Here is a 26320-nt window from a genome sequence, read left to right on the forward strand (position 1 = left end):
GAGAAGAGGGCCGACATGTAGAGTCTCAGATCGTTTTAACGCACAACCCCGGAGAGATTGCTGTGGCTCGCGCCTTCCCATTAGAACGTGTACGTAATATAGGTATCGCTGCGCATATAGACGCTGGGAAAACAACCTGTACAGAACGAATCTTGTTCTATTCAGGAGTTGTGCACAAGATGGGAGAGGTGCATGATGGCGCTGCAGTCACTGACTGGATGGCTCAGGAGAGAGAGCGGGGCATTACCATTACTGCCGCAGCAATTTCAACCACCTGGCAAGATCATCGAATCAACATTATTGATACACCAGGTCACGTTGATTTCACAATAGAAGTTGAGCGCTCTATGCGAGTGCTGGATGGCGTAATTGCTGTCTTTTGTGCAGTTGGTGGAGTACAGCCTCAATCTGAAACGGTTTGGCGCCAGGCCGACCGATATTCAGTTCCAAGAATGGTCTTTGTTAATAAAATGGATCGGACTGGGGCTGACTTCTTAAAGGTCTATAAGCAAATTAAAGATCGATTAAAAGCAAATGCAGCACCAATTCAGTTACCTATAGGTGCTGAAAATGACCTTAAAGGAATTGTTGATCTTGTTAAGAACAAGGCTTTTATCTATAAGGATGATCTTGGTAAGGACATCCAAGAGACTGAAATACCTGAGGAGATGATTGAGCTCGCAGCTGAATGGCGTGCAAAATTGATGGAGTGTGTTGCTGAAACAGATGAGAGCCTTATTGAGGTTTTTCTTGAGACAGGAGAATTAAATCAAGACCAACTTGAGGCAGGTATTAGAGAAGGTGTGCTTAAGCATGGCTTGGTTCCAATGCTTTGTGGCTCCGCATTTAAAAACAAGGGTGTTCAATTGCTGTTGGATGCTGTTGTGGATTATTTGCCTGCTCCAGTTGATGTTCCACCAATTCAGGGTTTATTGCCTTCAGGAGATGAGGCTGTACGCCCTTCCGACGACTCTGCCCCATTCAGTGCGTTGGCTTTCAAAGTAATGGCTGATCCTTATGGAAAACTTACCTTTGTGAGGATGTATTCCGGAATTCTTGAGAAAGGAAGCTATGTATTGAACTCAACTAAAAATGAGAAAGAGAGGATCTCTAGGTTGATTATCCTTAAGGCAGATGATCGAGAGGAAGTTGATGAGTTGCGAGCTGGTGATTTAGGGGCAGTTCTTGGATTGAAGAACACAACAACTGGAGACACTCTTTGTGCGACAGAGGATCCAATTGTGTTGGAAACTCTGTTCATCCCAGAACCGGTTATTTCAGTTGCTGTTGAGCCAAAAACCAAGGGTGATATGGAAAAGCTTTCCAAGGCACTCACAGCATTAGCTGAGGAAGATCCCACTTTCCGGGTTAGTACAGATCCTGAAACTAGTCAGACAGTTATTGCTGGAATGGGTGAACTTCACCTTGAAATTCTTGTGGATCGCATGCTTCGAGAGTTCAAAGTTGAGGCAAATATTGGAGCGCCTCAGGTCTCTTATAGAGAGACGATTAGAGCCAGTTCGCGAGGTGAAGGAAAATTTGCCAGACAAACAGGAGGTAAAGGTCAATATGGCCATGTTGTTATAGAAATGGAACCTGGAGAGCCTGGTTCAGGATTCGAATTTGTAAATAAGATTGTGGGTGGTGTTGTCCCCAAGGAATTTATTAAGCCAGCCGAATCAGGAATGAAAGAGACTTGTGAATCAGGTGTGATAGCTGGATATCCATTAATTGATGTCAAGGTGACAATGGTTGATGGGTCTTACCACGATGTTGACTCATCTGAAATGGCTTTCAAAATTGCAGGTTCGATGGCCTTTAAAGATGGAGTAAAGAAGTGCAGTCCAGTACTCCTTGAACCTATGATGAAGGTCGAAGTTGAGATTCCTGAGGATTTCCTTGGGTCGATCATCGGAGACCTTTCTTCTAGAAGAGGTCAAGTCGAAGGACAGTCCATAGATGATGGATTGTCTAAAGTGCAGTCCAAAGTGCCACTAGCCGAAATGTTCGGTTACGCCACTCAACTCCGATCTATGACACAGGGTCGGGGTATCTTTTCCATGGAGTTCAGCCACTATGAGGAAGTTCCTCGCAACGTAGCTGAAGCCATCATCTCCAAGAATCAGGGCAATTAATTCCTGATCTCTACAATTCAATCCTTATCCCCGATTCTTTAACAAATGGCACGCGAGAAGTTTGAGAGGAACAAGCCTCACGTCAACATCGGTACTATTGGCCACGTTGATCACGGCAAAACCACCCTTACAGCAGCAATTACTAATGTGCTAGCTAAAAAGGGCCAGGCAAAAGCCCAGGACTATGGCGATATTGATGGCGCCCCTGAAGAAAGAGAGCGCGGCATCACTATCAATACTGCTCATGTTGAGTATGAGACAGATGGCAGGCATTACGCCCATGTTGATTGTCCTGGCCACGCAGATTATGTGAAAAACATGATTACTGGTGCTGCACAGATGGATGGAGCAATCCTTGTCTGTGCTGCAACTGATGGACCAATGGCTCAAACCAAGGAGCACATCCTTCTTGCTAAGCAAGTTGGTGTTCCTGCACTGGTAGTAGCACTTAACAAGTGCGACATGGTCGATGACGAGGAGATCATCGAGCTTGTTGAGATGGAAATTCGTGAGCTGCTTAGTAGTTATGACTTCCCTGGGGACGATATCCCAATTGTTCAAGTGTCAAGCTTGAAGGCATTAGAGGGTGATTCAGCTTGGGAATCAAAGATTGAAGAGCTGATGACCGCTGTAGATTCCTCTATCCCAGAGCCAGAGCGAGAGGTGGATAAGCCCTTCCTTATGGCAGTGGAGGATGTTTTCTCAATTACTGGTCGAGGAACTGTGGCCACAGGTCGCATAGAGCGCGGCAAGGTAGTTGTTGGTGAAGAAATAGAAATAGTCGGGATTAAAGACACCCGTAAAACAACTGTTACTGGTGTGGAGATGTTCAGAAAGCTTCTAGATGAAGGAATGGCTGGTGACAATGTTGGTTTACTACTTCGGGGTATTCAAAAAGAGGATATTGAGCGGGGTATGGTTCTTGTTAAGCCAGGATCAATTACTCCACACACAAAGTTCGAAGGCGAAGTTTATGTACTGAAAAAAGAAGAAGGTGGCAGGCACACCCCTTTCTTTGCTGGTTATCGACCTCAGTTCTATATCCGTACAACTGATGTGACCGGTCAAATCACTGCATTTACTTCTGATGATGGAAGTAACGTGGAAATGGTTATGCCTGGTGATCGCATCAAGATGACAGGAGAATTGATTTGTCCTGTTGCTATTGAGCAAGGTATGAGGTTTGCCATACGAGAAGGGGGGCGGACTATTGGAGCAGGGGTTGTATCAAAGATTCTTGAGTAGATAGATCTTTTCTTTTTAGGGGCAGAGAAGGCTCTAGAGTTTTCTCTATCCCCTAAAATAATTTATAGGCTTATTTGCATAAAGCACCTAGAAAATTAATTCACCCCCCTTTCTATTAAGAGAGGGGACATCACCTTTGATTCCCATGTCTACGGCTATCGCACAGCAAAAGATTCGGATCCGACTTAAGGCGTTTGATCGACGTATGCTTGATCTCTCCTGTGACAAAATCATTGAGACGGCTGATACAACTGCTGCTTCCGCTATAGGTCCTATCCCTTTGCCTACAAAACGGAAGATCTATTGTGTCCTTCGTTCACCACATGTGGATAAGGATTCAAGGGAGCACTTTGAGACTCGGACACATCGTCGGATAATTGATATTTATAGCCCTTCTGCGAAGACTATTGACGCATTAATGAAACTTGATCTCCCTAGTGGAGTTGATATTGAAGTTAAGCTTTGAGAATCACAAAACATACAAAGCGAGATTATTTAACTAAAATTCAACTCTGTTCAGGACGATTTCCGTGACGGATATTTCAGTCAGGGAATTGCCCTTATTCCCATTGCCAGATTTGGTTCTATTTCCGCAGGAGGTACTTCCTTTACATATCTTCGAATCTAGATATCGCATCATGCTGCAAACAGTGTTGGAAGGTGATGGACGTTTTGGAGTATTGAGGTGGGACCCTGAAAAGAAGACAATGGCTGAAGTTGGCTGTTGTGCAGAAGTTGTTCAACATCACACTTCTGAGGATGGGCGCAGTTACATCGTTACCATTGGTCAGCAGCGGTTTCGTACTCTCGATTTGATTAGGAAAACACCCTTTCTAACCGCAATGGTCACCTGGATTGAGGACGAAGAGATAACAGATCAAGAAGCACTTTCTAAGTTGGCTATTCAGGTTGAATCATCTCTTCGAGATGTTGTTGGTCTTACTGCAAAGTTGACTGATTCTGAGATGTTTTTGCCAGATGATCTTCCAGATCTGCCAAGAGAGCTTTCCTTCTGGGTTGCTGCGCATCTTGATGGCCCAGTGTCCGATTTGCAGCAATTATTGCTTCAAAGTACTGATACTAAGGGACGCTTACAGCGCGAGTTAGAGATGTTGGATCACACAAAGCGGCAATTGGCTGCAAGAACAGCTTTAAAGGATACTTTTTCTAATGTTGACCAAGCTAATAGTTGATGTTACTTAGATCAATAGTCTCCATTGCTTTTGTTAGTTGCATATCAATGCTTTTGATATGGCTTATTAGAGATCGTAAATATCAATCTATAAATACGGTCGCGACTGCTTATGACAAGTGGACTAAAGATCAGTTGCTTGAAAGATTGTGGGGCGAGCATATACACCTTGGCTTTTATGATGCCTCTTCCCAAAAGATGGATTTTCGAGAGGCAAAAGTTGCTTTTGTGCACAAGTTGGTCCAGTGGAGTGGTTTGGATCAATTGCCCAAAGGCTCCAGGATTTTGGATGTTGGATGTGGTATTGGTGGGTCTACTAGAATCCTTGCCAAGGATTATGGCTTTGAAATTATAGGAATAAGCATTAGTTCTGCTCAGGTTAGACGTGCTTCTGAACTCACATCAGATCAATTAACTTGTAGTTTCCAGGTAATGGATGCATTGGATTTGAACTTTCCTGAAAGTACTTTTGATGGTGTTTGGAGTGTTGAAGTAGGCCCACATATTCAAGATAAACAGAAGTATGCAGATGAGTTGTTGCGGGTTTTACGGCCAGGGGGTGTTTTAGCAGTTGCTGATTGGAATAAACGTAATTTACAAGATGGGGAGATTGTTGGGATTGAAAAGTGGGTTATGCGCCAGTTATTAAACCAATGGGCTCACCCTGAATTTGCAAGCATTTCGGGCTTTAAAATGAATCTTTTAAGAAGTCCTTTTTGCGGAGGTGGAGTAGATACTGAGGACTGGACACGAGCAACACTACCTTCATGGAATGAGTCGATCATGGAAGGGATTCGTAGGCCTAAAGCTGTATTTGGTTTAGGCCTATTTTCAGTAATTAAAGGTCTTCGAGAAATACCTACGATTTTACTTATGAGATGGGCTTTTGCGAAAGGACTGATGCGTTTTGGGGTATTTCGTTCTCGTGGCTAGTTTTTTGACTTTAAATCATTTGATCGCTTGGGTATGCCCCAAAATTAGCAAGATGTTCACATAAGGGATCTAAACTTTGCAGAAGTTCCACAAGCAAATGATCTATTTGGTTTGGTAATTCAACATCTACAAAGAACACATATTCACCTAGTTCTCTTTTCGAAGGTCGCGATTCTATACGACTCATGTTTAGACCTAATTTGGCTATACATTTTAGGGCTTTGAGCAGAGCCCCTGGGGAATTGGCATGCAGAGAAAAGGCAATGCTTGCAATATCCGCTTTTCTTGATGGCTCATCATGAGAGAGAAGAAGGAAGCGAGTCCTGTTTCCTGGTAAGTCATTTATAGGGAAAGCTAGCTCTAACAGTCCCATAGGATTGCCTGAATTTTTTGAAGCTATGGCAGCCCTGAATTTGCTGCCTTTGATCATTCGTACTGCATCTGCTGTTGAGGTGGTTGGCAACTGAAGTGCATTAGGTAAATGCTTGCTTAGCCAACCGCTACATTGAGCGAGTGCTTGTGGGTGAGAGAGAACTTCAGAAATCTCCTGGATTTGACCACTACCTATTAAGGAATGTTGGATGGGTATTACTAAGGCTCTTTGAATAAAGAGTTCAGGATATAACCAGAGTGCATCAAGGCTTGCCGTTACTCCTCCTTCTACCGAATTTTCTATAGGGATTACTGCTCCATCACAATTTTTTTTTGCAACATGCTCTACTACAGAGTGCAATCCTTGACAGGGCACCAGTTCAATTTCTTGCAGTCCTTCCAGTTCTGCCAAGGAAATAGCAGCCTTCTCGGCGTAGGTCCCCTCAGGACCTAGAAAAGCTAAGCGTTTAAGCATTCTCATTTTCTAGCAGAAAGGCCGATAAAATCATTAAGCGTTACCCGCCGGTTATGTCTCTGGCGTTCAGAGCCTGTCAGAAATTAGATTTACCGTTCAGAGACAATGTTGAACGGTTGCCTGATTACTTGCTTCAGCAGGAGAGAGTAGTTGGTGCAATGCTTGATTCGAAAAAACTTACTCTTCTAGGCCCAGGCAGCTATCGATATACCGTAACTAGCCTGCAGGTTTTTCAATTACAAGTGAATCCAGTAGTTTCTATAGGAGTTGTTAATTGCGAGGATGGCAAGCTCAGAATGCATGCCACTGATAGTGAGTTGAAAGGCTTGGGCTTGGTAGATGATTTTGTTCTTGGTTTGGAGGCTACCCTAGAAGCCACCCAAAAAGGACTTGAGGGCGAAGCTCTTCTCTCGGTAACAGTTAGTCAGCCTCCTTTATTAAGACTAATTCCCGCTTCAGTTCTAGAAAGCACTGGTCGTTCAATATTAAATGGCATTTTATTAGGAATTAAAGCAAGAGTTGGGCAGCAACTTGTGGAAGACTTTGAAGATTGGTGTCGTGAATCATCAAAAAGTTAACTGATAACTTTATTGAGTTTTTTTTGGTTATAGAGCTTTTTTAGAAATGTCTTTCTATGCAATGAAGTTGCTCCTAATGTAAGTAATGAACTTCTATGTAAGGCTGTGCCATAGCCAACGTGTTTTTCTAGCCCATATTTGGGAAATTGATTTGATAGCCGCTTGATTAATTCGTCTCTTGATTGTTTTGCAAGAACACTGGCTGCGGAGATTGCAATGTTAGAACTATCTCCATTGACTATGGTTTTTTGAGGCCCTTCCCAATTACTGATAGGTAATATTCCATCCACAAGTACAAGGTCAATTGGCTCGGAGATTTTTTGTAGGGCTCTTATCATTGCTGTTTCGGTAGCAAGTCTTATGCCGAAGGTATCAATCTCTCTGGCAGAAGCTTGTCCAAGGCCCCAAGCTGTAGACAACTTTTCAATTTTAGGCACTAGAAATGCTCTATGTTTTTTGGACATAGCTTTACTATCAGTAAGCCCTAAGTCTTGTAGGGTTTTCCTGGCAGTCTCATTTAAAACAACTGCACCTGCGAAGACAGGCCCAAATAAACAGCCGCGTCCAACTTCATCTACGCCAGCTATTTTTTGGGATTGAGAGATCATCTCAATTTGCTGCTGAAGAACGTCTTCTTCGTCGACGAGGATCCTCAGGTTCAGGAGCAGATTGATTCTCAGGAGAAGGGCTTTGCGTTGAAGCTTCTTCAGATGTGTCTTTATCTTCTAGTGGTGTAATTTCTACGCTTAGAGCATGTTTATTTTCTTCTGCTTGTTCTAATCTTTCTTTTTCGATTGAGTCAGCATTTGCTGCAGTTGATGCTTCTGGTATTGAACGATTTGTTCCACGCCCACTATTCCTTCCTCTACGTCTCTTCCTATTTGAAATTGTTGAGAGATCTTGTCTAGCTTCTTCAAGTATTTGCTCAGTACTTTCCCCTGGTCTAATCACTCTTACCACTAGGTTCTCACTGTCTGGAGTTGGGTCTAGAAGCAGAGCTGGACTAAGTCCCAACGCACTAAAAACTATCTCTTCTTGTTCATTCATTTCTACTGGAATGATATCAGGTTCTTGGCGGTTGTTATTTACTTCTGAAGAAGAATTTTCTTCTTGGTTCTCATTGCTACTGCCTGTGGCTTCGAGGCTGCTTTCTAAGGTGGAGAGCTCGTTTGGAGATCGGCTACGACCCCCACGTTTGCGGCGAATATTATTACTTTCAAGTGAATTTTGCAAGTCAAATTTTATTGAACTAGTTGACTTAACAAGGCCAGCTTCTTGCACTATTGGCTTCGCTAATTCGTCACCAGGTAGAACACTGGTAAGACCTAGCCCATGACAGTGAGGACAAGACTTGCCAAAAAGTTCATATATATTTTGCCCTTGTCTCTTTCGAGTAAGCTCAACAAGGCCTAGTTCAGTAAGTTGTGCAATTTGAGGTCGTGCTGAGTCGTCTTTTACTGCTGATGTGAAATGTTCTAGTAATTGCAGCTGATCTCGTCTTGACTCCATATCTATAAAATCAATAATTATGACTCCCCCGATGTTCCTAAGTTTAAGTTGTCTTGCGATTTCTATTGCGGCCTCACAGTTGGTCCAAAGTACGGTCTCTCTTGCATTCGCTGAGCGTGTAAAAGAACCAGAATTGACATCAATAACGGTTAAAGCTTCCGTTGGCTCAATAATTACGTATCCACCAGAGGGCAGGTCTACTCTTGGTCTTAGAGCATCTTGAATAGCTGAATTAATTCTAAAATGCTCTAGAAGACTATTAGATCCAGAATGCGCTTCTACTAATGTATTTGGGCTGTCTTGCTCAAGAAAATTACTTACTCGTTCAATAGCATTTGGATTATCTAGAATAACTCTGACTAAATCTGGACAGATATGATCACGGAGTATTCGGTAAATAAAATCCTCATCACGATTTAAAAGTATTGGAGGTTCAGATAGCTCTGCAGCTTGTTGAATTGCTTCCCATTGTTTAAGTAGGCATTCAAGATCATCGATAAGTAAGTCATCGCTAATTCCCTCTGCTTCTGTTCTAACTAATAGGCCAGTCGCTGGAGGCTTAACTAGAACTCCAAGTGCTCTTAATCGGTTCCTTTCCCCTTCAGAACTAATCTTCCTGGATATATTTACACCTTGACCATGAGGTTGAAGGACTAAATATCTTCCTGGGAGAGCAAGATTTCCTGTAAGACGAGGCCCTTTTGTGCCAGTTGGCTCTTTCATGACTTGAACCAACACTTTTTGGCGCGGTTCAAGCAATTCAGTAATTCCTGCAGCACTCTTCTTCAGACGAAGAGGGCCTAGATCACTGACATGAATAAATCCGTTTTTTTCACTTTCACCAATATTGACAAAGGCTGCATCAATACCTGGCAGGACGTTTTCCACTGTGCCGAGGTAGACATCCCCAATTTGATAGCGCCCTTGAGCAACGATCAATTCATCTACTCGTTCATCGGTGAGCAATGCTGCGATACGCAACTGCTCCGCGATAACAATTTGTTTGGGCATAGAAAAGAAGGTGAGAAGCCCTACTTGGCTATTTACCAATCAATCGCCTTCAGACGCACTGTTGAAGGCTTAGCTAATGGTTTTCAACCAGAAGGTTGTTCAATAAATACACGGAGTCGAAGCTCCTATGATTTGCCGGTTACTTACCCGGAAACGTCGTACCGGAATGAGTAATGAAGCTGTTGGCCTAGCTTTTCTCGAGTGTGGGTTGAGAAGGCCTGTGATTGCCAAGTCGCATTTTGCTAGCTACTCGGCCTACGTCAACACTAGCATTTTATTAATCTCAGCTTTTCTCTTTTAACATCATTGACTCGTATTGGTTGGTTTAGATTTTCTCCTATCCAATGTCTTATATGGTCAGGTTTCAGGCTCCGGCCTAATTTATCGATTTGTGCGTCTAGTTGCAGGTTTACTCCGCGATAAGCATTCTTCTGCTCGTTTTTGTCTATAAAACAATTGAGTTGAATCGAACGAAGTACTGAACGACAGTCTCGTTCGCGAGGCCTTCCTTTTTTATCTTTGTCTTTCCATATGAGTTGAGTTGATTTGAGGATAGATTTGATTGCATTTTCCCATTCAAGAGCTGTTGGGTAATGACTTGTTTCTACTTCGAGGTTGAAATTCCACAATGCCCCATCTAGTTCTTGCGATAGGCTTTTGCTTTTTAAAGGTATCTTGATTGCATTTTGCAGTACTAATCCTTGCGGTAGCTTCGATTGAAGTTCTGTTTGTACAAAATGGGCATCAACATATTTGGTGAATTCAATATCCATTAGTTCCTGGAATGCCTGAACTCCTAGAGGGAGTGCTAGGGCAATTTGTAATCGTGGTAATGGGTGGTAGCCACCCGTGAAACTTACTGGCAGATTGCTTCTCCTAAGTGCACGTTCGAATAGTCGCACCATGTCGAGATGACTTAAAAAAGACATGGCTCCAGTTTTGGAGAAACGAAGGCGAATTTTGCAAGCTCGTTCACTGGGAGGAGCTTTTACCTTTAGTTTTGCTGGAATTGGTGGAGGCGGGATTATTTCATTGTGACCTAGCTCTGGGCCACAAACGCCACAGCTGCTACAAGCTCCAAATGAACAATCAGGTATTACAGATCCTTGAATTGCTCGTTGAAGATCCTTTGATAACCAGTCTTTCTCCACCCCACTATCAATGTGATCCCATGGAAGTGCTTGGGCACAAAACTGTTCTAATTGTTCATGTTTAAGAGCCTTGACTGAGTTCCAGTTACCGAGCTCAATATCCCTGTATTGGCCTTCCAGATTGGCAGATTTTATTGCTTTATTCCAAGCTGCATATGCCTTGTCAAGTGATTCAAACCATGAGTCCATTCCTGCACCAGCCTTCCATGCTGCTTCAATAACAGGTGCAAGTTTTCTATCTCCACGCCCTACGAAATCCTCCATTGCAGAGATACGAACATCCGTGAAGTTTGCTTTTATACCTTTTAAGAGCCTTAATGCCTGGCGAAGGATTTGTTGTCTTCGTTCAAATTCAGTTGTAGAGACGCTATGCCATTGGAAAGGTGTATGAGGTTTTGGGGTGAAATTGCTAATAGTTATGTTTAGTTTTAGTTGGCCTAGGTCCTTACATTTTTGTTGGAGCATTTTGCAGGTTTCGGAAATGCCGAGCACGTCTGAATCATTTTCTCCTGGCAGACCAATCATGAAATATAATTTGACTTTTTTGAATCCATTTACCATTGCTTTGCGGATACCTTTAAGTAGCTCATCGTCCGTCAGCCCTTTGTTTACAATATCTCTTAGGCGTTGAGTGCCTGCTTCTGGCGCGAAGGTTAAACTGCCTTGCCTTGCCCCTCCTACTATATGAGCAATATCATCATCAAATCTATCAACTCGTTGACTTGGAAGCTGCAAAGTTACATTTTTGTTGGCTAGTCGATTGCGAAGTTGAACTCCTACTGAAGGCAGTGAAAGATAATCACTACAACTTAAAGAAAGTAGTGAAAAGTCACTGTAACCTGTTTTTTTCATACCTTCTTCTACTGCATCTATTACGGCATCTGGATCAACATCTCGTGCGGGCCTAGTTAACATTCCTGGCTGACAGAAACGGCATCCTCGAGTACATCCTCGTCTTATTTCAATTGTTAACCTGTCATGGACGGTTTCAATATTTGGTACCAATCCCATCGCGTATTTTGGCATTGGTGTTGCGACTCTTCTGAGTATTCGTTTAGGCAAGGAATCATCCTTGGGGATTATTGTTACTCCATCTTTGCTTAGTAGATATAGTGAGGGTACATATACTCCAGGAACATGGGCTAATTCTCGTAAAGTTTCTGATCTAGATAGTTTTAGCTTCTTTGAGTATGAAACTATTAACCCAATTTCGGGTAATAGTTCTTCTCCGTCTCCTAGCGCGATGAAATCAAAAAAAGCTGAATATGGCTCTGGATTACTCGTCGCTGTTGGCCCACCGGCAAATATTAATGGAGGAGAGTTGGGATCATTGAGTGGAAGATCACCACGTTGATGTGAGTAGAGAGCTATTTGGGCCAGATCAAGCATCTCTAAAATGTTTGTGGCTCCAAGCTCATAACTCAGGCTGAAACCCAAAATATCAAAAGCGATCAGTGGTCTTCGACTTTCAACAGCAAATAACTTCTCTTTGGATTCGCGAAGTCTTTTTGAGAGGTCTGCAGCAGGTAGATATGCGCGATCACAGAGTTGGTTCGGGATTGAGTTCAGAATTGAATAAAGAATGATATGTCCAAGATTGCTTGCGCCCACTTCATAAAGCTCTGGGTAAGTTAGTGCCCAGCGCACTGTTGCTTTATCCCAGTTATGTGGCTCTACGCCAAGTTCATTGCCTATATAACGAGCTGGCTTGTGTATTCCAGTATCTACTAACTTCTCAAAGGCGACAGGCTTGGATAGGTGGTTTTCAAATGCTTGGTTTTTTGAGGTAGGACTCACTGTTAAAACTTTCCCTTGCTTCATGGTATTGACGAACTGACCACATAAGTACCCTTTGCATAGCAAGATGATTGCTGAACTTGCAGCATTCAAGTGGTACAGGTCAACGACAATTACCTAAAACTCAAGGCAGGCTATCTTTTCCCCGAGATAGCTCGCAGAGTTAAGGCCTTTAGTGCAAATAATCCTGATGCTCAATTGATTCGTTTGGGCATAGGCGATGTCACAGAACCATTGCCTAAAGCTTGTAGAGAAGCGATGAAGGTTGCAATTGATGACATGGGAACGGTTGAAGGTTTTCATGGCTACGGCCCAGAACAGGGTTATTCCTGGTTGAGGGAGAAAATTGCTAAGCATGACTATCAGGCCAGGGGCTGTGAAATAGTCGCGGATGAAATCTTTGTGTCCGATGGCTCGAAATGTGACAGTAGCAATATTTTGGACATTCTTGGTTTTGGAAATCGAATAGCTGTTACTGATCCTGTATATCCAGTATATGTAGATAGCAATGTTATGGCAGGAAATACGGGGCCAGCCCAAAAGTCAGGTCGTTATGATGGACTAATTTATCTGCCAATTAGTGCGGAGAATAATTTTCAAGCAAGTTTACCTGAAGAGAAGGTTGATATAATTTATCTTTGTTTTCCCAATAATCCAACAGGTGCTGTATGTAGCAAGGAAGAACTGGCGAAGTGGATAGCCTATGCAAAGAGTAATGATGCTCTTATCCTTTTTGATGCAGCCTATGAAGCATTTATTCAAGATGAGAATCTTCCGCATTCAATTTATGAGGTTGAAGGGGCCCGTGAGTGTGCAATTGAGTTTCGTTCTTTCTCTAAGAATGCGGGATTTACAGGCACAAGATGTGCCTTTACAGTGATACCAAAAAGTCTGTCTGGTATAGGTATTGGTGGTAAGTATGTTGATCTATGGAGCCTCTGGAATCGTAGGCAAAGTACTAAATTTAATGGTGTTAGTTATATTATTCAACGTGGTGCAGAAGCTGTTTATTCACCTGAAGGAAGCTTGCAAGTGAAGGAATTAGTAGCCTTTTATATGCAAAATGCAAATATAATTTGTAGCGAACTTTCGAATGCAGGTTTTTCAGTATTTGGAGGTAAACATGCACCATATGTTTGGCTCAGGGTCCCTGATGGAATGGATTCATGGGGTTTCTTTGACGACCTTTTGACAAAGGTCAATGTGGTTGGCACCCCGGGTAGTGGCTTTGGTTTTTCTGGTGAAGGATATTTCCGACTTTCAGCGTTTAATAGTCGGGCTAATGTTGAAGAGGCTATGCGACGTATATCTTCCTTATGAGGTCTCTCTGGAGTTCAGTAATTTGGTTTGATCCGCTAGCCATCTAGATTGTCTTGTAGATAATTCCTGAGCATGTCCGTTGACACCCCGATTCGGAGTCCCGGTGGTGCTGCTGTGATTGAGAAGCAGACTGAAAGGATCCGAAAGCCGTCACCGCTTTATAAAGTCTTACTTCACAATGACCCGGTAAACACTATGGAATTTGTGGTGCTTACTCTTCGCCAAGTTGTCCCTCAGCTTAGTGAGCAAGATGCTATGGCTGTCATGCTTGAAGCACATCAGACAGGCGTTGGTCTTGTCATTGTCTGTGATTTGGAACCCGCAGAGTTTTATTCCGAGACATTAAAGGGGAAAGGCCTAACCAGCACAATTGAACCAGAAAACTGAAAAACCTTTCATTTGCCACTTTTTGGACTTCTTGGCTCTCCATTAGGCCTCGATGGGTGCCAACACTTTCCTTGATCCCTTGCCTGTACCTTTTGGGCTGGTTGATAGTGCAACCATTCAGGCTATATAGATCAGATTTATTACCTGAAGAACTTGCGTTGTTTGGCACTTTAATAAGCTTTATTTCCTTTCTTTTTTTCATGCCTGGATGGGCAAAGGTTAGATGGAAAACATCTTCTCCTTGGATATATCTGGGTTTAGTAGAAAAGAAAAAATCATTGAACTTAGCGCTTACAAAATTTTCAAGAGGTTTATTGCTCGCAGCTTTTTTGTTGGTTCTTTTAATGGGGCCAATCTTACTATTTGGGTGGGGAGAATGGCTTGGCAGTTGGAGCCCAAGACTTGTGGTAGATGCCTTGCTCCTGGTCGTTTGGGGTTTGTTAGAAGAATTGATATTTAGAGGGTGGTTATGGCATGAGCTTGAGTATTTGATTTCAGCTAGGTTGGCTATATTCACGCAAGCAGCAATCTTTAGTGTTGCACATATTAGATTCACTTTTAATTTTTGGGATTTATGGCTATTGCTCTTGGGGTTATTTGTGCTTGGTTTGATTTTGGCTGCCAGAAGGATTTTAGATAAAGGTTCTTTATGGGGTTGTATAGGCTTGCATGGAGGGTTGGCTGCAGGATGGTTTGTTCTTACAAATGGGCTGATAAGCCTTTCTTCTAATGCTCCTATATGGTTGGTTGGCCCTGCAAACCCTATTGGGGGAGGCGTACCTATTGCTGTTTTATGTGTAATTCTTTTGCTTCAAGTAAATGCAGTTCCAATCACTCGTCGACCATCTAATGGAGCTCGTAATGCTTCTTCTAAGGGGGCGACTCCATAATCTCGCTCTAGCAAATCAATTACAGTTCGACCAAAATCATTTGGATCTTTGTCAAATGCTTCAAGGCAAATTTTCCCAAAAGTGCTTCCCATTGGCTCTGGATTCCAGAGTAACTTCTTTGCTGTCCATGGCATCATGCTCATAGGGTTATAGCCTTTTTTGAGTATGCCTTGATCAAACCCATATTGTTCTAGGTGTGTATGTGGCTGTAAGCCAATAAAGAAAATTGCTGGGTTAACTTTATCTTGTCCAAATATTTTTTCAAGTTCCCTATGATAAGCAACAGTTTGACGAATGGTGTCAGGTCTTTCGTCAATTACATTAAATGAATAGTTAACTGAAACGTGTTGATTAAACCCTGATTTTACAAGTAACTTACAATTTTCCAAAACTGTACTTAAATTATACCCCATTCTCATTTTTCTTACAAGCTCTTGTGAGCCTGAGGTGATGCCAATCTCGAAGTAATTCATGCCTGTATCTACCATCAATTTAGCGAGCTCCTGATCAATATTGTCTGCTCGAATATAGGCGGCCCAGTGAATATCTTTTAGGCCTTCCTGCTGAATCTCTCTGAGTAGTTCTTTGGCATCATCCATATAACGTCGTGCTGGTATAAATTGTGCATCTGTAAACCAAAAACCACGAACTCCTAAATCATATAATTGACGCATTTCTTTTACGACTTCTTTAACAGGATTTACCCTAACTTGCTTGCCCTCTACAATTGTATATACACAATAACAACAGTTATGTGGGCAACCTCTTTTAGTTTGAACGCCTACATAGAAGTCACCACCCTCAAGGTACCAATTCAGCTGTGGCCATATTGATGAAATATATTGATAATTACAGGCTGTCTTTGGCCGAGTGTTTGGCTTTTCATGTATGAGGCCGTTTCGAGGCTTTTCGCCAACTATGAAACAACGCTCATCATCAAAATTGATTCCACGTAATATCTTTTCTAGTAATGGTTCTCCTTCACCAACAGAAACTACAGTCCCCTTCGGAAGTGACTTGTCTAATTGTTCGTAAAATACACTTACCGCGCCACCCCCAAGGACTGCTTTTGCTTGGAGATTGAAGTTTCGTGCGGCTTTGAGGCCAACTCGTACTAGACGGGTATTTCTTCTCAATTCCCCATAATGACTTGTCATTAAACGAAGCCCCCCTATAGCTCCTCGTAATCGTTTTATAGGGTTAGCTGAATAAAAAACTTCAAATGAGTTTTGCAGTGGATTCCCTCCCCTCCCATCCACTGGTGCATAAATTTGTATGTCTCTCCAGGAAAAAACTAGTAGTGTTGGCTGGAATTTATGAATCGCAGCTAATAGTAGTCGTTCAACATCAATAATAGGTAAAGCTGCTAAATCTAATATCTGTTGGGGTAAGTGAGGAAAGCATTTGTGTAAGTGATCTGCTAAATAGATGGGACCAATAGGAAAGATTGGATTGCATGGCAGGCGAATCAGTAGCACTTTTGCTTTGCCCGAATCTTTTTTGACAAAGGTTTGGTGCTCTTGGGTCAACAGTTTCGCTTCGGGTGATTTCATTGTAAACAACGAATTTAAGTTTAAAAAATCTTTTTTCTGAAGTTCAACTGGCCAAACTTCTTATTAAGGGCTTTTAGCCTGAATTGAGAAGTTTTGAGTGATTTCTCGATGCTTAAAATTGAGATCTTTTGACATCATGAATTCATGTGAGTCTGGTGGGGGGTTTTTATACAAAATTTTTACAGAACCAGTTCCGCAATTTTTATACATGCTCTTCGTATCAACTTTGAACTCCTTATTCATGATTGCAAAGAGAATTGTTTCAGCAAGTACTGCAGCAGAGCCGGTGACTGGATTTGAACCTGCGACCTACTGATTACGAATCAGTTGCTCTACCTCTGAGCTACACCGGCGACAAGATGAACTTAACATTCTAAATTATGTCTTTTGCATCATTGAGCAAACTCTCATCTTCTTCTGAACCCAAGCTAACCCCTGAGTTGCGGGAAAGACTCTTAAGGGAGTCCAAGCATCCTTTAAGAGGTTTAAGAAGGGCTCTTTGGGTCGCCTTATTTGGGTCAGCCTCTATTGGAGCTTTTGTGATGACTTTTAGAGGGTTGGCTGGTGATGCCGTCTCTTATCGAGATATCTATATCCAAATAGGAGCGTTGATTATCTTTGGTGGATTGCTTTGGTTGGACCGTTCTGAAAAATGATGAATTTTTTTTAGTTCAACTTAGTTCAACTTTCGTCTTTGGGTTACCAGCTTATAGGCCTTAACTATGTCTCCTTCTTCCCAGTTCGCAAAGCGATCACACCCAATGCCGCATTCAAATCCTGTTGCAACATCCTTAACATCATCCTTGTTTCTACGTAGTGAATCGAGGTCGCCTTCGAAAACAAATTGATTTGAACGTTGAACTCGAACTTTGCAATTACGTTGAAGCTTTCCAGTAGTTACATAGCAACCTGCAACGGCACTTTTCCCTACGGAGAAGATTGCTCTAACTTCAGCCTCTCCTAAGGCTTCTTCTACCATCTCAGGCTCTAGCAATCCTTCCATGGCCATTTGAATATCTTCAAGCAGCTTGTAGATAACCTCGTAATCTCTTACGTCAACACCAGTAGCATCAGCTGCGCGTTTAGCCCCAGATGCCATTGAAGTGTTGAATCCAACAATGACGGCACCTGAGGCGGCTGCTAAATCAACGTCTGTTTCGGTGATTTCTCCTGGAGCAGAAAGTAATACCCGGACTTGAACTTCATCCTTTGGCAATTGCTCTAGAGAGCCAAGAATGGCTTCAACACTGCCTTGTACGTCAGCTTTCAGAATAATGTTCAGTTCTTTGAGCTCTCCTTCACTTGCTTGCCCTGACATTGCGGAGAGAGATACACGCCTTGATGCCATTTGTTGGGCTAATCGAGTGGCTCTTGCATCGGATGCCCTTTCGCCAACAACGGAGCGTGCTGCCTTCTCGTCTGGGTAAACCTCAAATTCATCACCTGCTGTAGGTACTTCGCTGAATCCCAATGCTTCTACTGCATAAGAAGGTCCAGCGCCTTTGAGTCTTGTTCCATTTTCATCAACCATTGCCCGGACTTTGCCAAGAACAGGTCCTGCAGCAAGAACGTCCCCTGTTTTGAGAGTGCCATTTTGAACCAGAAGTGTTGCTACAGGGCCTTTGGCTTTATCTAGATGAGCTTCTATAACTGTTCCTTTTGCGAGTCGATTGGGGTTCGCTTGTAAGTCTTCAACTTCAGTGACTAAAAGGATCATTTCTAGAAGTTTGTCTATGTTTTCCCCTTTAATTGCACTCACTGGAACCATCACAACATCTCCTCCCCATTCTTCGGCGAGAAGATTTTGATCAGACAATTCTTGCTTTACACGATCTGCTGAGGAACCTTCTTTGTCGATCTTGTTGATGGCGACGACTATGGGGACTTCTGCTGCACGTGCATGACTAATTGCTTCCAAGGTTTGAGGCCGAACTCCATCATCTGCTGCTACTACTAGAACGGCAACATCGGTAACTTTTGTGCCTCTGGCTCGCATTGCGGTAAATGCTTCATGCCCAGGGGTGTCTAAGAAAGTGAGCTTTCTCTGCTTCCCATTTTGTTCAACTTCGACTTGATATGCCCCGATGTGTTGTGTGATGCCACCGGCTTCTCCTGCGGCAACTCTGGCTTTACGTATCGCATCTAGCAAACTTGTCTTGCCATGATCGACATGGCCCATGACGGTGACGACAGGAGGACGGCGAATTAGGTGCTTTAGATCAGCCTCCTCAATCATTTCAGCAGTTTTCTTCGCTGCTTCTTCAATGTCGTCTTGCAGAACTGGTACCCCAAATTCTTCTGCAACTGTTTCGATTGTGGACAGGTCGAGTGATTGCGTAACTGTTGCAACTATGCCTTTGAAGAAAAGAGACTTGATGATTTCTGAGCTTTCTACGCTCAGCATGTCTGCAAGTTCTTGAACGGTAAGATTGTCCTCTGGGACAATTAGCATTTCTGGACGAACTTGCTTAGCTTCTCTAGCTGCTCTTAGTTCCATAGCCCGTCTACGTTGACGCTGACGAGTAGTTTCTTTTTTGCGCTTACGCATTGCCGCTAAAGGCTTTGCGGCACCTTTTTGTTTAGATTTTGGTTTAGCTGGTCTAGCAAGACTTGCAGAAAGAACAATTGCTTGTTGCTCTCCTGCAAATCCACTGGTTTCTGTAGTTAGTGCATCATCATTTTCACCGATGATATGTACTTTTTGCCGCTGCTTTTGAGGTGATTTGTTTCTCAGAGCTTCTAGTTTGGCGCTGTCATCCCAATCTGGTTTACCTGGCCTTCGTGGTGCACCTGCTGGGCCCGCACCAGGTCTGTGACCAGGACGCTTTGGTGCTGCTGGAGGATTTGGCCTATTCGCTGGAGGAGACGTTCCATCTGAACCGCCTCGAGGACTTACTGTTGTCCCGTCGGGCCGACGGGGCGGTGGAGTACCAGGCCGTCCTGTTGGCTTTTGGAGTTGCATTAGCTCACCAGGGGCCACTGGTTTACGCATCCCTGATGGCATGCCTTGGCGATTGCCACCACTTGAGCGATTGCTGGAATCGCGAGGTGGCTGATTACCACTAGAGCGATCTCTACGGATTGGTTTCCCTACAAGCTCAAGGGTATTTCCTGCACCTCTAGGTTGACCGGGTTTGCTTTGATTGGGACGAGTCGGTGGGCTTGGACGTTGAGAGGTGCCTGAACGTTGAGGAATGTTGTTTCTCTGATTAGGTCCACCTAGAGGACGTGAGCTAATCCCTGGACGCTTTCTATCGGGGCGTTGGCCTCCTTCAGGTCGGGAGGGAGGTGATGTTGGGCGTTTCGGTTGGGGACGACCAACCAACTCAGGCTTTGTGGTCGAACGCTCTTGCAAATTAGGATTTTTGACTGGTGGCCCATTGCGACGAGAAGCATCAGGAGATTGAGGTTTGGAAACTATCTTTGGTCGTGGTGCAGGAGAATTTGGAGGTCTATTCCCACTGAAGTTTGTAGATTTCGTATTGTTTATTGCTCTATTCGCAGGAGTTGGTCTCTGTTGTATTGAAGGCTTTATGGGTGCTTTTGGAGAGTTAGGGCTTTTAGGCCCTTTTGGAGGCGCAGGACGATTTACGGGTGTCTTGGCGGCTTTATTGACAGGATTAGGGGAAATGCTTTTTGGTGGCGTTTTTGTTTGTACAAGAACTGGGCGACTTGGAGCTGATGGTCGCTTGGCTGAATCAGCAGCAGCAGGTCTATTGGGACTAGTAGGTTTTTGCGGAGATGTTGCTTTTGGTTTGGTTGGTTTAGCTGCGACTTGATTGGCAGGAGATGGCTTAGAGCCTGATGTTTGAGTTTTTGTAGGTGTTGGAGAAGATCCAGCTTTCTTTAAAGAAAGGATCTCCTTACCTGTTGATGAGGGAGGCTTTGTGGTTGAAACTGCTTTCTTGTTGTCTCTTAGAAGCCCCTTAATGCGTTTTGCCTCGTCCTCGCTAATCGAACTACTGTGACTTTTGACAGGAATAGATAGCTTGTTGGCGGCATCGAGCACGTCCTTATTTTCCAGGCCAAGATCCCTGGAAAGCTCGTAAATTCTGATTTTGCCGCTGATGGTCATTAAGGTCTCCTGTCGGACCGGACACTGGGTGCCTCGGGACTCCACACACAGTGGAGCCATAGTTCATCTTGCCTCAGCGGGTAGATCATTGCAGTGATTTACCCGCTGTTTAAGCACCTTCACAATGTTTTCTGGCACCTGACAGCGCAGGGCTTTTTGTAAACGTTTGCGGCGGTGCGCCTCATTAAGGCAGTCCTCGTTAGGGCATAGATAGGCTGATCTGCCCATTCCTCTATCAAGGACTACTCCATCCTGATGGTCTCGAATTACTCGTAGAAGCTGTTTGCGATCAATCAGCTTCCTACAGGCAACGCAACGACGCAGGACGGTGGGTTGCATTACCGGGCTCCATCCTCTGGTGTTTCAACCTCATTTTCTGCCATTTCAGTTTCTTTGTTGGAGTTTTTTGCTGATTCGGAGTCAGTAGTCTCCTCGTCGTTGAAGTCTTCTTCATCCTCGGGAAGAGGATATAACTCTCTTAAACGGGCATCTTCTTCAGCTCGGGCAGTTTGCTCAGCAGCTAGCCTTTCTTCAGCTTCTTTTTGAAGCTCTTCTTCTTGTTCTCGTTGGGCTATTAATTCCGCTACTTCAGCATCTTCACTAGCTTGGTCATATTCTTGAGAATTCTTGATATCAATCTTCCATCCTGTAAGTCTCGCCGCTAGTCGAACATTTTGTCCTTCACGACCTATTGCAAGACTTAATTGATCAGGTGGAACTAAAACATGGGCATGTTGCCCTGCAGGATCTACTAAACGGACCATTTCAACTCTGGAAGGACTTAAAGAGTTGGCAATGTATTGAGTTGGATCTTGTGACCAGCGAATGACATCTATTTTTTCTCCTCGAAGTTCATTGACCACTTGTTGAATTCGTGAGCCTCGTGCTCCTATGCAAGCACCTACAGGGTCAACTTCTCTTTCAATGCTGTCAACAGCAACTTTCGTTCGTGGGCCGACTGAACGTGAAGGAGGGTTTGCTTCTCTTGCGACAGCAACAATCCGTACAGACCCTTCTTGGATTTCAGGTACTTCGTTTTCAAAGAGGTAAACAACTAGGCCTGCATTTGACCTGCTAACGAAAAGTTGGGGTCCTCTGCGAGGGATTTCACTAACTTCTTTTAGGAATACTTTGAAGGTTGCATTCGCTCGATAGTTGTCATTTGGCAATTGATCACGGCGAGGTAATTCTGCTTCGACCTCAGGGCGCCCTAGGCCAGAACTCACGGCCATAATTACCGATTGCCTTTCAAAACGTATTACTCGAGCAGTTAAGACAGGATCTTCTAGATCTGCAAATTCTTCCTGAATCATTCGTCTTTGTTGATCTCGTAGCTTTTGGGCCAATACCTGTTTAGTAGTAGAAGCTGCCATCCGGCCAAAGTCTTCTTTTTCAGGAGTTACATCTAGAACAACGGTGTCACCCACCTGTGCATCTTCTGCTACTTGCATTACCTCAGTCAAAGAGATTTGGTGGTCTTCACTTTCTACTTCTTCAACAATAATCTTGCTAGCTAGAACACGATACCCTTCTTCTTCAAGGTCAAGACCAACATCAAAGTTACTAAAGTATTCTTCTTCAAAGGGGTCTTCACTTATACCTATATATAGGGTCCTTCTATATCTTTCATATCCTTTTAATAGTGCTTCTCTAAGAGCAGCTTCCACAACCTGAGGTGGAAGTTTCTTCTCCTCACTAATGTCTTCGATGAGGTTATTGAGGCCGGGGAGGATAACTAGTGCCATCGAAGATGGGTGGGAAGGAATTTAATGTGGTTGGAGGGGGGCAAGCTTATTAGCTTTTGGAGGTTGTTAGTCGAACACTAATGACTTCCTCCCTTGGGATCTGTTTAATTTGCCCTTTGATGTTCAGGTGAACATGAGTTTCTGATCTCTCGTGCAAAAGACCTGTTCTTGAAAGATTAGATCCGCTGTCGTTTTGAATGGTTACTTCTATAGGAAATCCTTTGAAGGTCTTGAAATCTTTATCAGTTTTAAGTTGCTCTCCTATCCCTGGGCTACTGATTTCAAGTACGTAACCTTGATCTAGAAGTTCTGATGCCTCAATCGCGTCTCCCATAGGTTCACTGAAACGTGCGCAATCGTCTAATGAAACGTCGCCGCCATCACTATGACGAATTTGAACCTGCATAGTCATTGGAATCAAATTCGTATGCAAATGCAAACCGCAGAGATTAAAACCATTTTTTTCAGCTGTTGCTGAAGCAATGGTCTCCAGTTCAGCAAGGATTGGATGAGACAACTGGCGGGAGGGGGGTGGAGCTTCGCACCCGACCGTTTTAAGAGTTGACATGCCCCCTAATACACGAGGGTCCAGCCAGGCACTAGATAATCTACTTGATTGGGATCTACTTTGTCCGCTTTAAATTTTGCAGATGTTGGATCTCTGCTCTTTGGAGGAAGCAGTTGCCATTAGTTGATTCTTCATTTGGTTAGTCTCTTCTATATGGATGTTCTATTAGTTGTTGCGATCAAAGCGCTATCGCGTGTTGTCCGAGCTTGTGGATTGTCAGTTTTGTTGGTCTTTTCAGCCCTGTTGCTAGGGCCCATCTCAGCCTTGGCATTGTCGGAATCAGAAATTCATTCCGGTCATAGTTTCATTGCTGAGGCTGTTCAACGAGTAGCGCCTGCAGTTGTGAGGATCGATACTGAAAGGACTGTTCATAGAGAGCCTTACGACCCTACGTTGATAGATCCATTGCTCCGAGACCTCTTGGGTGAACCTGAATTAGGCCAAGGAAGAGAGCGAGGTCAAGGGTCAGGGGTATTGATTGATGATGGCTTGATACTAACTAATGCGCATGTTGTTGAAGATGCGGATGAAGTGACGATTACTCTTGCTGATGGAGATCAATGTGATGGAAATGTCGTTGGTAAAGATTCAGTTACGGACCTTGCTTTAGTTCGTTTAGATGACATGGCAGGATTGCAAATTGCTCCATTGGGAAATTCTGAGGATCTTCAGGTCGGCGATTGGGCAATTGCTCTAGGTACTCCTTATGGCCTTGAAAGAACTGTGACTTTCGGAATTATTAGTAGTCTTCATAGGAATATAAGTAGCCTTGGTTTCTCTGATAAACGGTTGGATTTAATTCAGACTGACGCTGCTATCAATCCTGGAAATTCTGGGGGGCCACTGGTCAATAGTTTCGGAGAAGTTGTAGGCATCAATACTCTTGTACGTTCTGGACCTGGGGCTGGGCTTGGATTTGCAATACCAATAAATTTGGCGAGAGATGTTTCTGAACAATTAATTACCAACGGAGAAGTTTTACACCCTTATCTTGGTGTTCAACTAATTGCACTAACAGCTCGTTTGGCTAGAGAGCATAATAAAGATCCTAATTCTTTAGTGGAACTGCCTGAAAGAACAGGAGCATTAGTTCAAAATGTTGTACCTGACAGCCCTGCGGAAAAAGCAGGGTTAAGAAGAGGCGATCTTGTTATTGGGTTAGGTGATATTGATATCAAAGATCCTCAGGAATTACTAAAGGAAGTAGATAAGGCTCATATCGGAATGCCTTTATCTTTGACAATCATGAGAAATGGACGAGACTTGTCTTTATCTGTTAAACCAGAAGCATTGCCTGGATTTAGCTGAAGACTTTGCTACGTTCACGCGGAGACTTTTTCAACATGGCTGATTTACAAACTCAGATGAAGCAAGCAGTAGCTGAAGCTGCTGTGCAACAAGTTTCTGATGGCATGGTGCTAGGGCTAGGGTCAGGATCTACGGCTGCTCTGGTGATAAAAGCGCTGGGAGAGAAACTTGCTGCTGGTGAAATTAATAATATTGTTGGCGTTGCAACTTCGTTTCAAGGAGAAGTCTTGGCAGCTGAGCTAGGAATACCTTTGCGAGACTTAAATGCTGTTGAACGTATTGATTTGGCGATAGATGGAGCAGATGAAGTAGACCCTGACTTTCAGTTGATTAAAGGAGGAGGTGCCTGCCATGTTTTGGAGAAACTAGTTGCAACCAGAGCAGAAAGGTTTGTTGTTGTCGTTGATTCAACGAAGTTAGTTGACAGACTTAACCTCAACTTTTTATTACCAGTAGAGGTTTTACCAACTGCATGGTGTCAGATAAAGCAAGAGTTAATAAAGATGGGGGGGGAGGCTGATCTTCGTATGGCTCAGCGCAAAGCAGGGCCTGTGGTTACAGATCAAGGTAACCTTGTTCTTGATGTACGTTTTGAAGGTGGAATTTCGAATGCTTTTTTACTGGAATCTAAAATAAATAATATTCCTGGTGTTTTGGAAAATGGTCTATTTGTTGATCTGGCTGATGAGGTCTTGGTTGGAGAGATTAAAGATGGATACCCAGGGGTTCGCTCTCTAAAGAAGCTTAATTAGCTTGTTTGTTTGAACGGATATTTACTGACTCAGCATGACTATGTAAACCTTCACTATGAGCAAGTTCTTTGATGGCAGCTTCTGTTGCTTCTAATGCGTTTTGAGTAAACGTAATTAGTGAGGTAGTTTTTAGGAAAGTTTCTACACCTAAGGCACCACTAAACCTTGCTGTTCCGCAGGTTGGGAGTGTGTGATTAGGCCCCGCTAAATAATCCCCTGCTGCTTCTGGTGTCCAAGGACCTAGAAAAATTGCACCAGCATTTTTGACCTTTTCTGATAAAGCCTGAGGACGCTCAACTAATAACTCTAAGTGCTCAGGGGCGAATGCATTACTTAATTCGATGCAGTTTTCCAAGCTCTTACATACAACTATTAAGCCCCAATCACTTAGAGATGACTTGCATATTTCCGCTCTTGGATGATCTTTTAATTGAGCTTCCAAATGACTTGGGAGGGATTTCGCCAGATTGTCGTCTGTGGTAAGCAATATCGCCGATGCAAGTGGATCATGTTCAGCTTGTGCAAGTAGGTCAGCGGCAACATGTTCTACTAGCGCTGTATGGTCGGCAATGATGAGGACCTCACTTGGGCCTGCAAGTGAGTCGATCCCTACTTGCCCATATACAGATTTTTTAGCAAGGGTGACATAGAGGTTGCCAGGACCACTTATTACATCCACTTTTGGTACTGACTCTGTGCCAAAAGCAAGCGCACCAATTGCTTGTGCGCCTCCTATGCGATATACCTCTTCGACCCCTGAGAGGTGAGCCGCTGCCATCACTGTTTTATTTAGTGCACCTGTTGCTCCTGCTGGTGAAGTCATCACAAGGCGCTTTACTCCAGCGACCTTGGCTGGTATGGCATTCATAAGAACGGTGCTTGGATAAGAGGCTCTGCCTCCAGGTACATAGATTCCAGCTTTTTCAACAGGAAGCCATCTGCGAGCTAGTACTTCGCCATGTAATCCTTCATAGCTAAGATCTTTAGGCTTTTGGCGCGAATGAAAATCGCTTATTCGGCGATGGGCTAACTGAAGTGCTGACTTGAGTGCTTCAGGTGTTTCTTCCCATGCTTGTTTGAGGGTTTGGGGGGGGATGCTGATGGGGTCGGGGAGAAACCCATCAAATCGTTGGGTATAGGTTTTGACTGCCTTGTCACCATTAACTCTTACGTTCTCAAGAATTTCCTCTACGGCTTGTATAGCTTTTCTTTGTGGTTCGCCAGTAGTTCTCCTTGACAGCCTTTTCAGCTGATCCTTAGCAATTGTTTGATCTCTAATACATCTCATTAGAGTTGAAATTGGTTTTTGATAGGTGTGACTTCT

The 26320-nt window shown here is 43.6% G+C and carries 22 protein-coding genes and 1 tRNA gene; 12 read left to right on the top strand and 11 right to left on the bottom strand.

Going from position 1 to position 26320, the window contains the following annotated elements; genetic code table 11:
- Window positions 1-62 precede the first annotated feature (62 nt).
- From fusA to SOI83_RS07825, 5 genes are all read left to right on the top strand, one after another.
- Window positions 63-2135, top strand: coding sequence for an elongation factor G (gene fusA, locus SOI83_RS07805; protein ID WP_320676120.1), 2073 nt, complete (start codon window positions 63-65; stop codon window positions 2133-2135).
- 45 nt (window positions 2136-2180) lie between these two features.
- Complete coding sequence (tuf, locus tag SOI83_RS07810) at window positions 2181-3380, top strand: elongation factor Tu (protein WP_320676121.1); 1200 nt, start codon at window positions 2181-2183, stop codon at window positions 3378-3380.
- A 145-nt stretch (window positions 3381-3525) separates the two neighbouring features.
- Complete coding sequence (gene rpsJ, locus SOI83_RS07815) at window positions 3526-3846, top strand: 30S ribosomal protein S10 (RefSeq protein WP_009788866.1); 321 nt, start codon at window positions 3526-3528, stop codon at window positions 3844-3846.
- 64 nt (window positions 3847-3910) lie between these two features.
- Complete coding sequence (locus SOI83_RS07820) at window positions 3911-4573, top strand: LON peptidase substrate-binding domain-containing protein (RefSeq protein WP_320676122.1); 663 nt, start codon at window positions 3911-3913, stop codon at window positions 4571-4573.
- Window positions 4573-5505 (top strand): methyltransferase domain-containing protein, encoded by a 933-nt coding sequence (locus SOI83_RS07825; protein WP_320676123.1) that lies wholly within the window; start codon window positions 4573-4575, stop codon window positions 5503-5505. The genes SOI83_RS07820 and SOI83_RS07825 overlap by 1 nt, the downstream gene beginning before the upstream one ends.
- Before the next feature lie 10 nt (window positions 5506-5515).
- On the opposite strand, the gene pheA is transcribed toward SOI83_RS07825, so the two are convergent.
- Window positions 5516-6352 carry a prephenate dehydratase gene (gene pheA / locus SOI83_RS07830; RefSeq protein WP_320677718.1) on the bottom strand — a complete coding sequence of 279 codons (837 nt, stop codon included), beginning with the start codon at window positions 6350-6352 and terminating at the stop codon, window positions 5516-5518.
- A 53-nt stretch (window positions 6353-6405) separates the two neighbouring features.
- Between pheA and SOI83_RS07835 the strand changes: the two genes are divergently transcribed.
- Complete coding sequence (locus SOI83_RS07835; protein ID WP_320676124.1) at window positions 6406-6930, top strand: DUF1997 domain-containing protein; 525 nt, start codon at window positions 6406-6408, stop codon at window positions 6928-6930.
- On the opposite strand, the gene SOI83_RS07840 is transcribed toward SOI83_RS07835, so the two are convergent.
- From SOI83_RS07840 to SOI83_RS07850, 3 genes are all read right to left on the bottom strand, one after another.
- A complete protein-coding gene (locus SOI83_RS07840) occupies window positions 6927-7538 on the bottom strand; it encodes a ribonuclease HII (RefSeq protein WP_320676125.1) in 612 nt (203 codons plus the stop codon). The genes SOI83_RS07835 and SOI83_RS07840 overlap by 4 nt on opposite strands.
- A gap of 1 nt (window position 7539) precedes the next feature.
- A complete protein-coding gene (locus tag SOI83_RS07845) occupies window positions 7540-9450 on the bottom strand; it encodes an Rne/Rng family ribonuclease (RefSeq protein ID WP_320677719.1) in 1911 nt (636 codons plus the stop codon).
- A 266-nt stretch (window positions 9451-9716) separates the two neighbouring features.
- The gene (locus SOI83_RS07850; RefSeq protein WP_414153405.1) at window positions 9717-12422 is read right to left on the bottom strand and encodes a TIGR03960 family B12-binding radical SAM protein; all 2706 of its coding nucleotides are present in this window, start codon (window positions 12420-12422) and stop codon (window positions 9717-9719) included.
- A gap of 69 nt (window positions 12423-12491) precedes the next feature.
- Here SOI83_RS07850 and SOI83_RS07855 point away from each other — a divergent pair, with 69 nt between their 5' ends.
- The 3 genes from SOI83_RS07855 to SOI83_RS07865 all read left to right on the top strand — a co-directional run bounded on the left by SOI83_RS07855 (window position 12492) and on the right by SOI83_RS07865 (window position 14995).
- Window positions 12492-13718 (top strand): LL-diaminopimelate aminotransferase, encoded by a 1227-nt coding sequence (locus tag SOI83_RS07855; RefSeq protein ID WP_320676127.1) that lies wholly within the window; start codon window positions 12492-12494, stop codon window positions 13716-13718.
- Window positions 13719-13790: 72 nt separating this feature from the next.
- Complete coding sequence (gene clpS / locus SOI83_RS07860; protein WP_320676128.1) at window positions 13791-14105, top strand: ATP-dependent Clp protease adapter ClpS; 315 nt, start codon at window positions 13791-13793, stop codon at window positions 14103-14105.
- Window positions 14106-14161: 56 nt separating this feature from the next.
- Window positions 14162-14995, top strand: coding sequence for a CPBP family intramembrane glutamic endopeptidase (locus SOI83_RS07865; protein WP_320676129.1), 834 nt, complete (start codon window positions 14162-14164; stop codon window positions 14993-14995).
- On the opposite strand, the gene SOI83_RS07870 is transcribed toward SOI83_RS07865, so the two are convergent.
- A complete protein-coding gene (locus tag SOI83_RS07870) occupies window positions 14917-16473 on the bottom strand; it encodes a photosystem II high light acclimation radical SAM protein (protein WP_414153406.1) in 1557 nt (518 codons plus the stop codon). The genes SOI83_RS07865 and SOI83_RS07870 overlap by 79 nt on opposite strands.
- A 356-nt stretch (window positions 16474-16829) precedes the next feature.
- Window positions 16830-16901 (bottom strand) — tRNA-Thr (locus tag SOI83_RS07875).
- A 27-nt stretch (window positions 16902-16928) separates the two neighbouring features.
- On the opposite strand from SOI83_RS07875, the gene SOI83_RS07880 reads away from it, so the two are divergent.
- A complete protein-coding gene (locus tag SOI83_RS07880; protein ID WP_320676131.1) occupies window positions 16929-17204 on the top strand; it encodes a DUF3493 domain-containing protein in 276 nt (91 codons plus the stop codon).
- Window positions 17205-17224: 20 nt separating this feature from the next.
- Here SOI83_RS07880 and infB read toward each other — a convergent pair whose 3' ends face one another.
- From infB to rimP, 4 genes are all read right to left on the bottom strand, one after another.
- The gene (gene infB, locus SOI83_RS07885) at window positions 17225-20623 is read right to left on the bottom strand and encodes a translation initiation factor IF-2 (RefSeq protein ID WP_320676132.1); all 3399 of its coding nucleotides are present in this window, start codon (window positions 20621-20623) and stop codon (window positions 17225-17227) included.
- 63 nt (window positions 20624-20686) lie between these two features.
- Entirely contained in the window at window positions 20687-20962 is a 276-nt protein-coding gene (locus tag SOI83_RS07890; RefSeq protein ID WP_320676133.1) for a YlxR family protein, read from the bottom strand.
- Entirely contained in the window at window positions 20962-22368 is a 1407-nt protein-coding gene (nusA, locus tag SOI83_RS07895) for a transcription termination factor NusA (protein ID WP_320676134.1), read from the bottom strand. The genes SOI83_RS07890 and nusA overlap by 1 nt, the downstream gene beginning before the upstream one ends.
- Before the next feature lie 49 nt (window positions 22369-22417).
- Window positions 22418-22885 carry a ribosome maturation factor RimP gene (gene rimP, locus SOI83_RS07900; RefSeq protein WP_320677720.1) on the bottom strand — a complete coding sequence of 156 codons (468 nt, stop codon included), beginning with the start codon at window positions 22883-22885 and terminating at the stop codon, window positions 22418-22420.
- A gap of 204 nt (window positions 22886-23089) precedes the next feature.
- Here rimP and SOI83_RS07905 point away from each other — a divergent pair, with 204 nt between their 5' ends.
- Together SOI83_RS07905 and rpiA are read left to right on the top strand one after the other, a co-directional pair.
- Entirely contained in the window at window positions 23090-24244 is a 1155-nt protein-coding gene (locus SOI83_RS07905) for a trypsin-like peptidase domain-containing protein (RefSeq protein WP_320677721.1), read from the top strand.
- Between the two features lie 35 nt (window positions 24245-24279).
- Window positions 24280-24996: a ribose-5-phosphate isomerase RpiA gene (gene rpiA / locus SOI83_RS07910; protein WP_320676135.1), complete on the top strand. Its 717-nt coding sequence runs from the start codon at window positions 24280-24282 to the stop codon at window positions 24994-24996.
- Here the strand turns inward: rpiA and hisD are convergent.
- The gene (gene hisD, locus SOI83_RS07915) at window positions 24989-26284 is read right to left on the bottom strand and encodes a histidinol dehydrogenase (protein ID WP_320677722.1); all 1296 of its coding nucleotides are present in this window, start codon (window positions 26282-26284) and stop codon (window positions 24989-24991) included. The two genes, rpiA and hisD, sit on opposite strands and share 8 nt — an antisense overlap.
- Between the last annotated feature and the right edge of the window lie 36 nt (window positions 26285-26320).

The organism is Prochlorococcus sp. MIT 1300 (assembly GCF_034092375.1).
Lineage (GTDB): Bacteria > Cyanobacteriota > Cyanobacteriia > PCC-6307 > Cyanobiaceae > MIT-1300.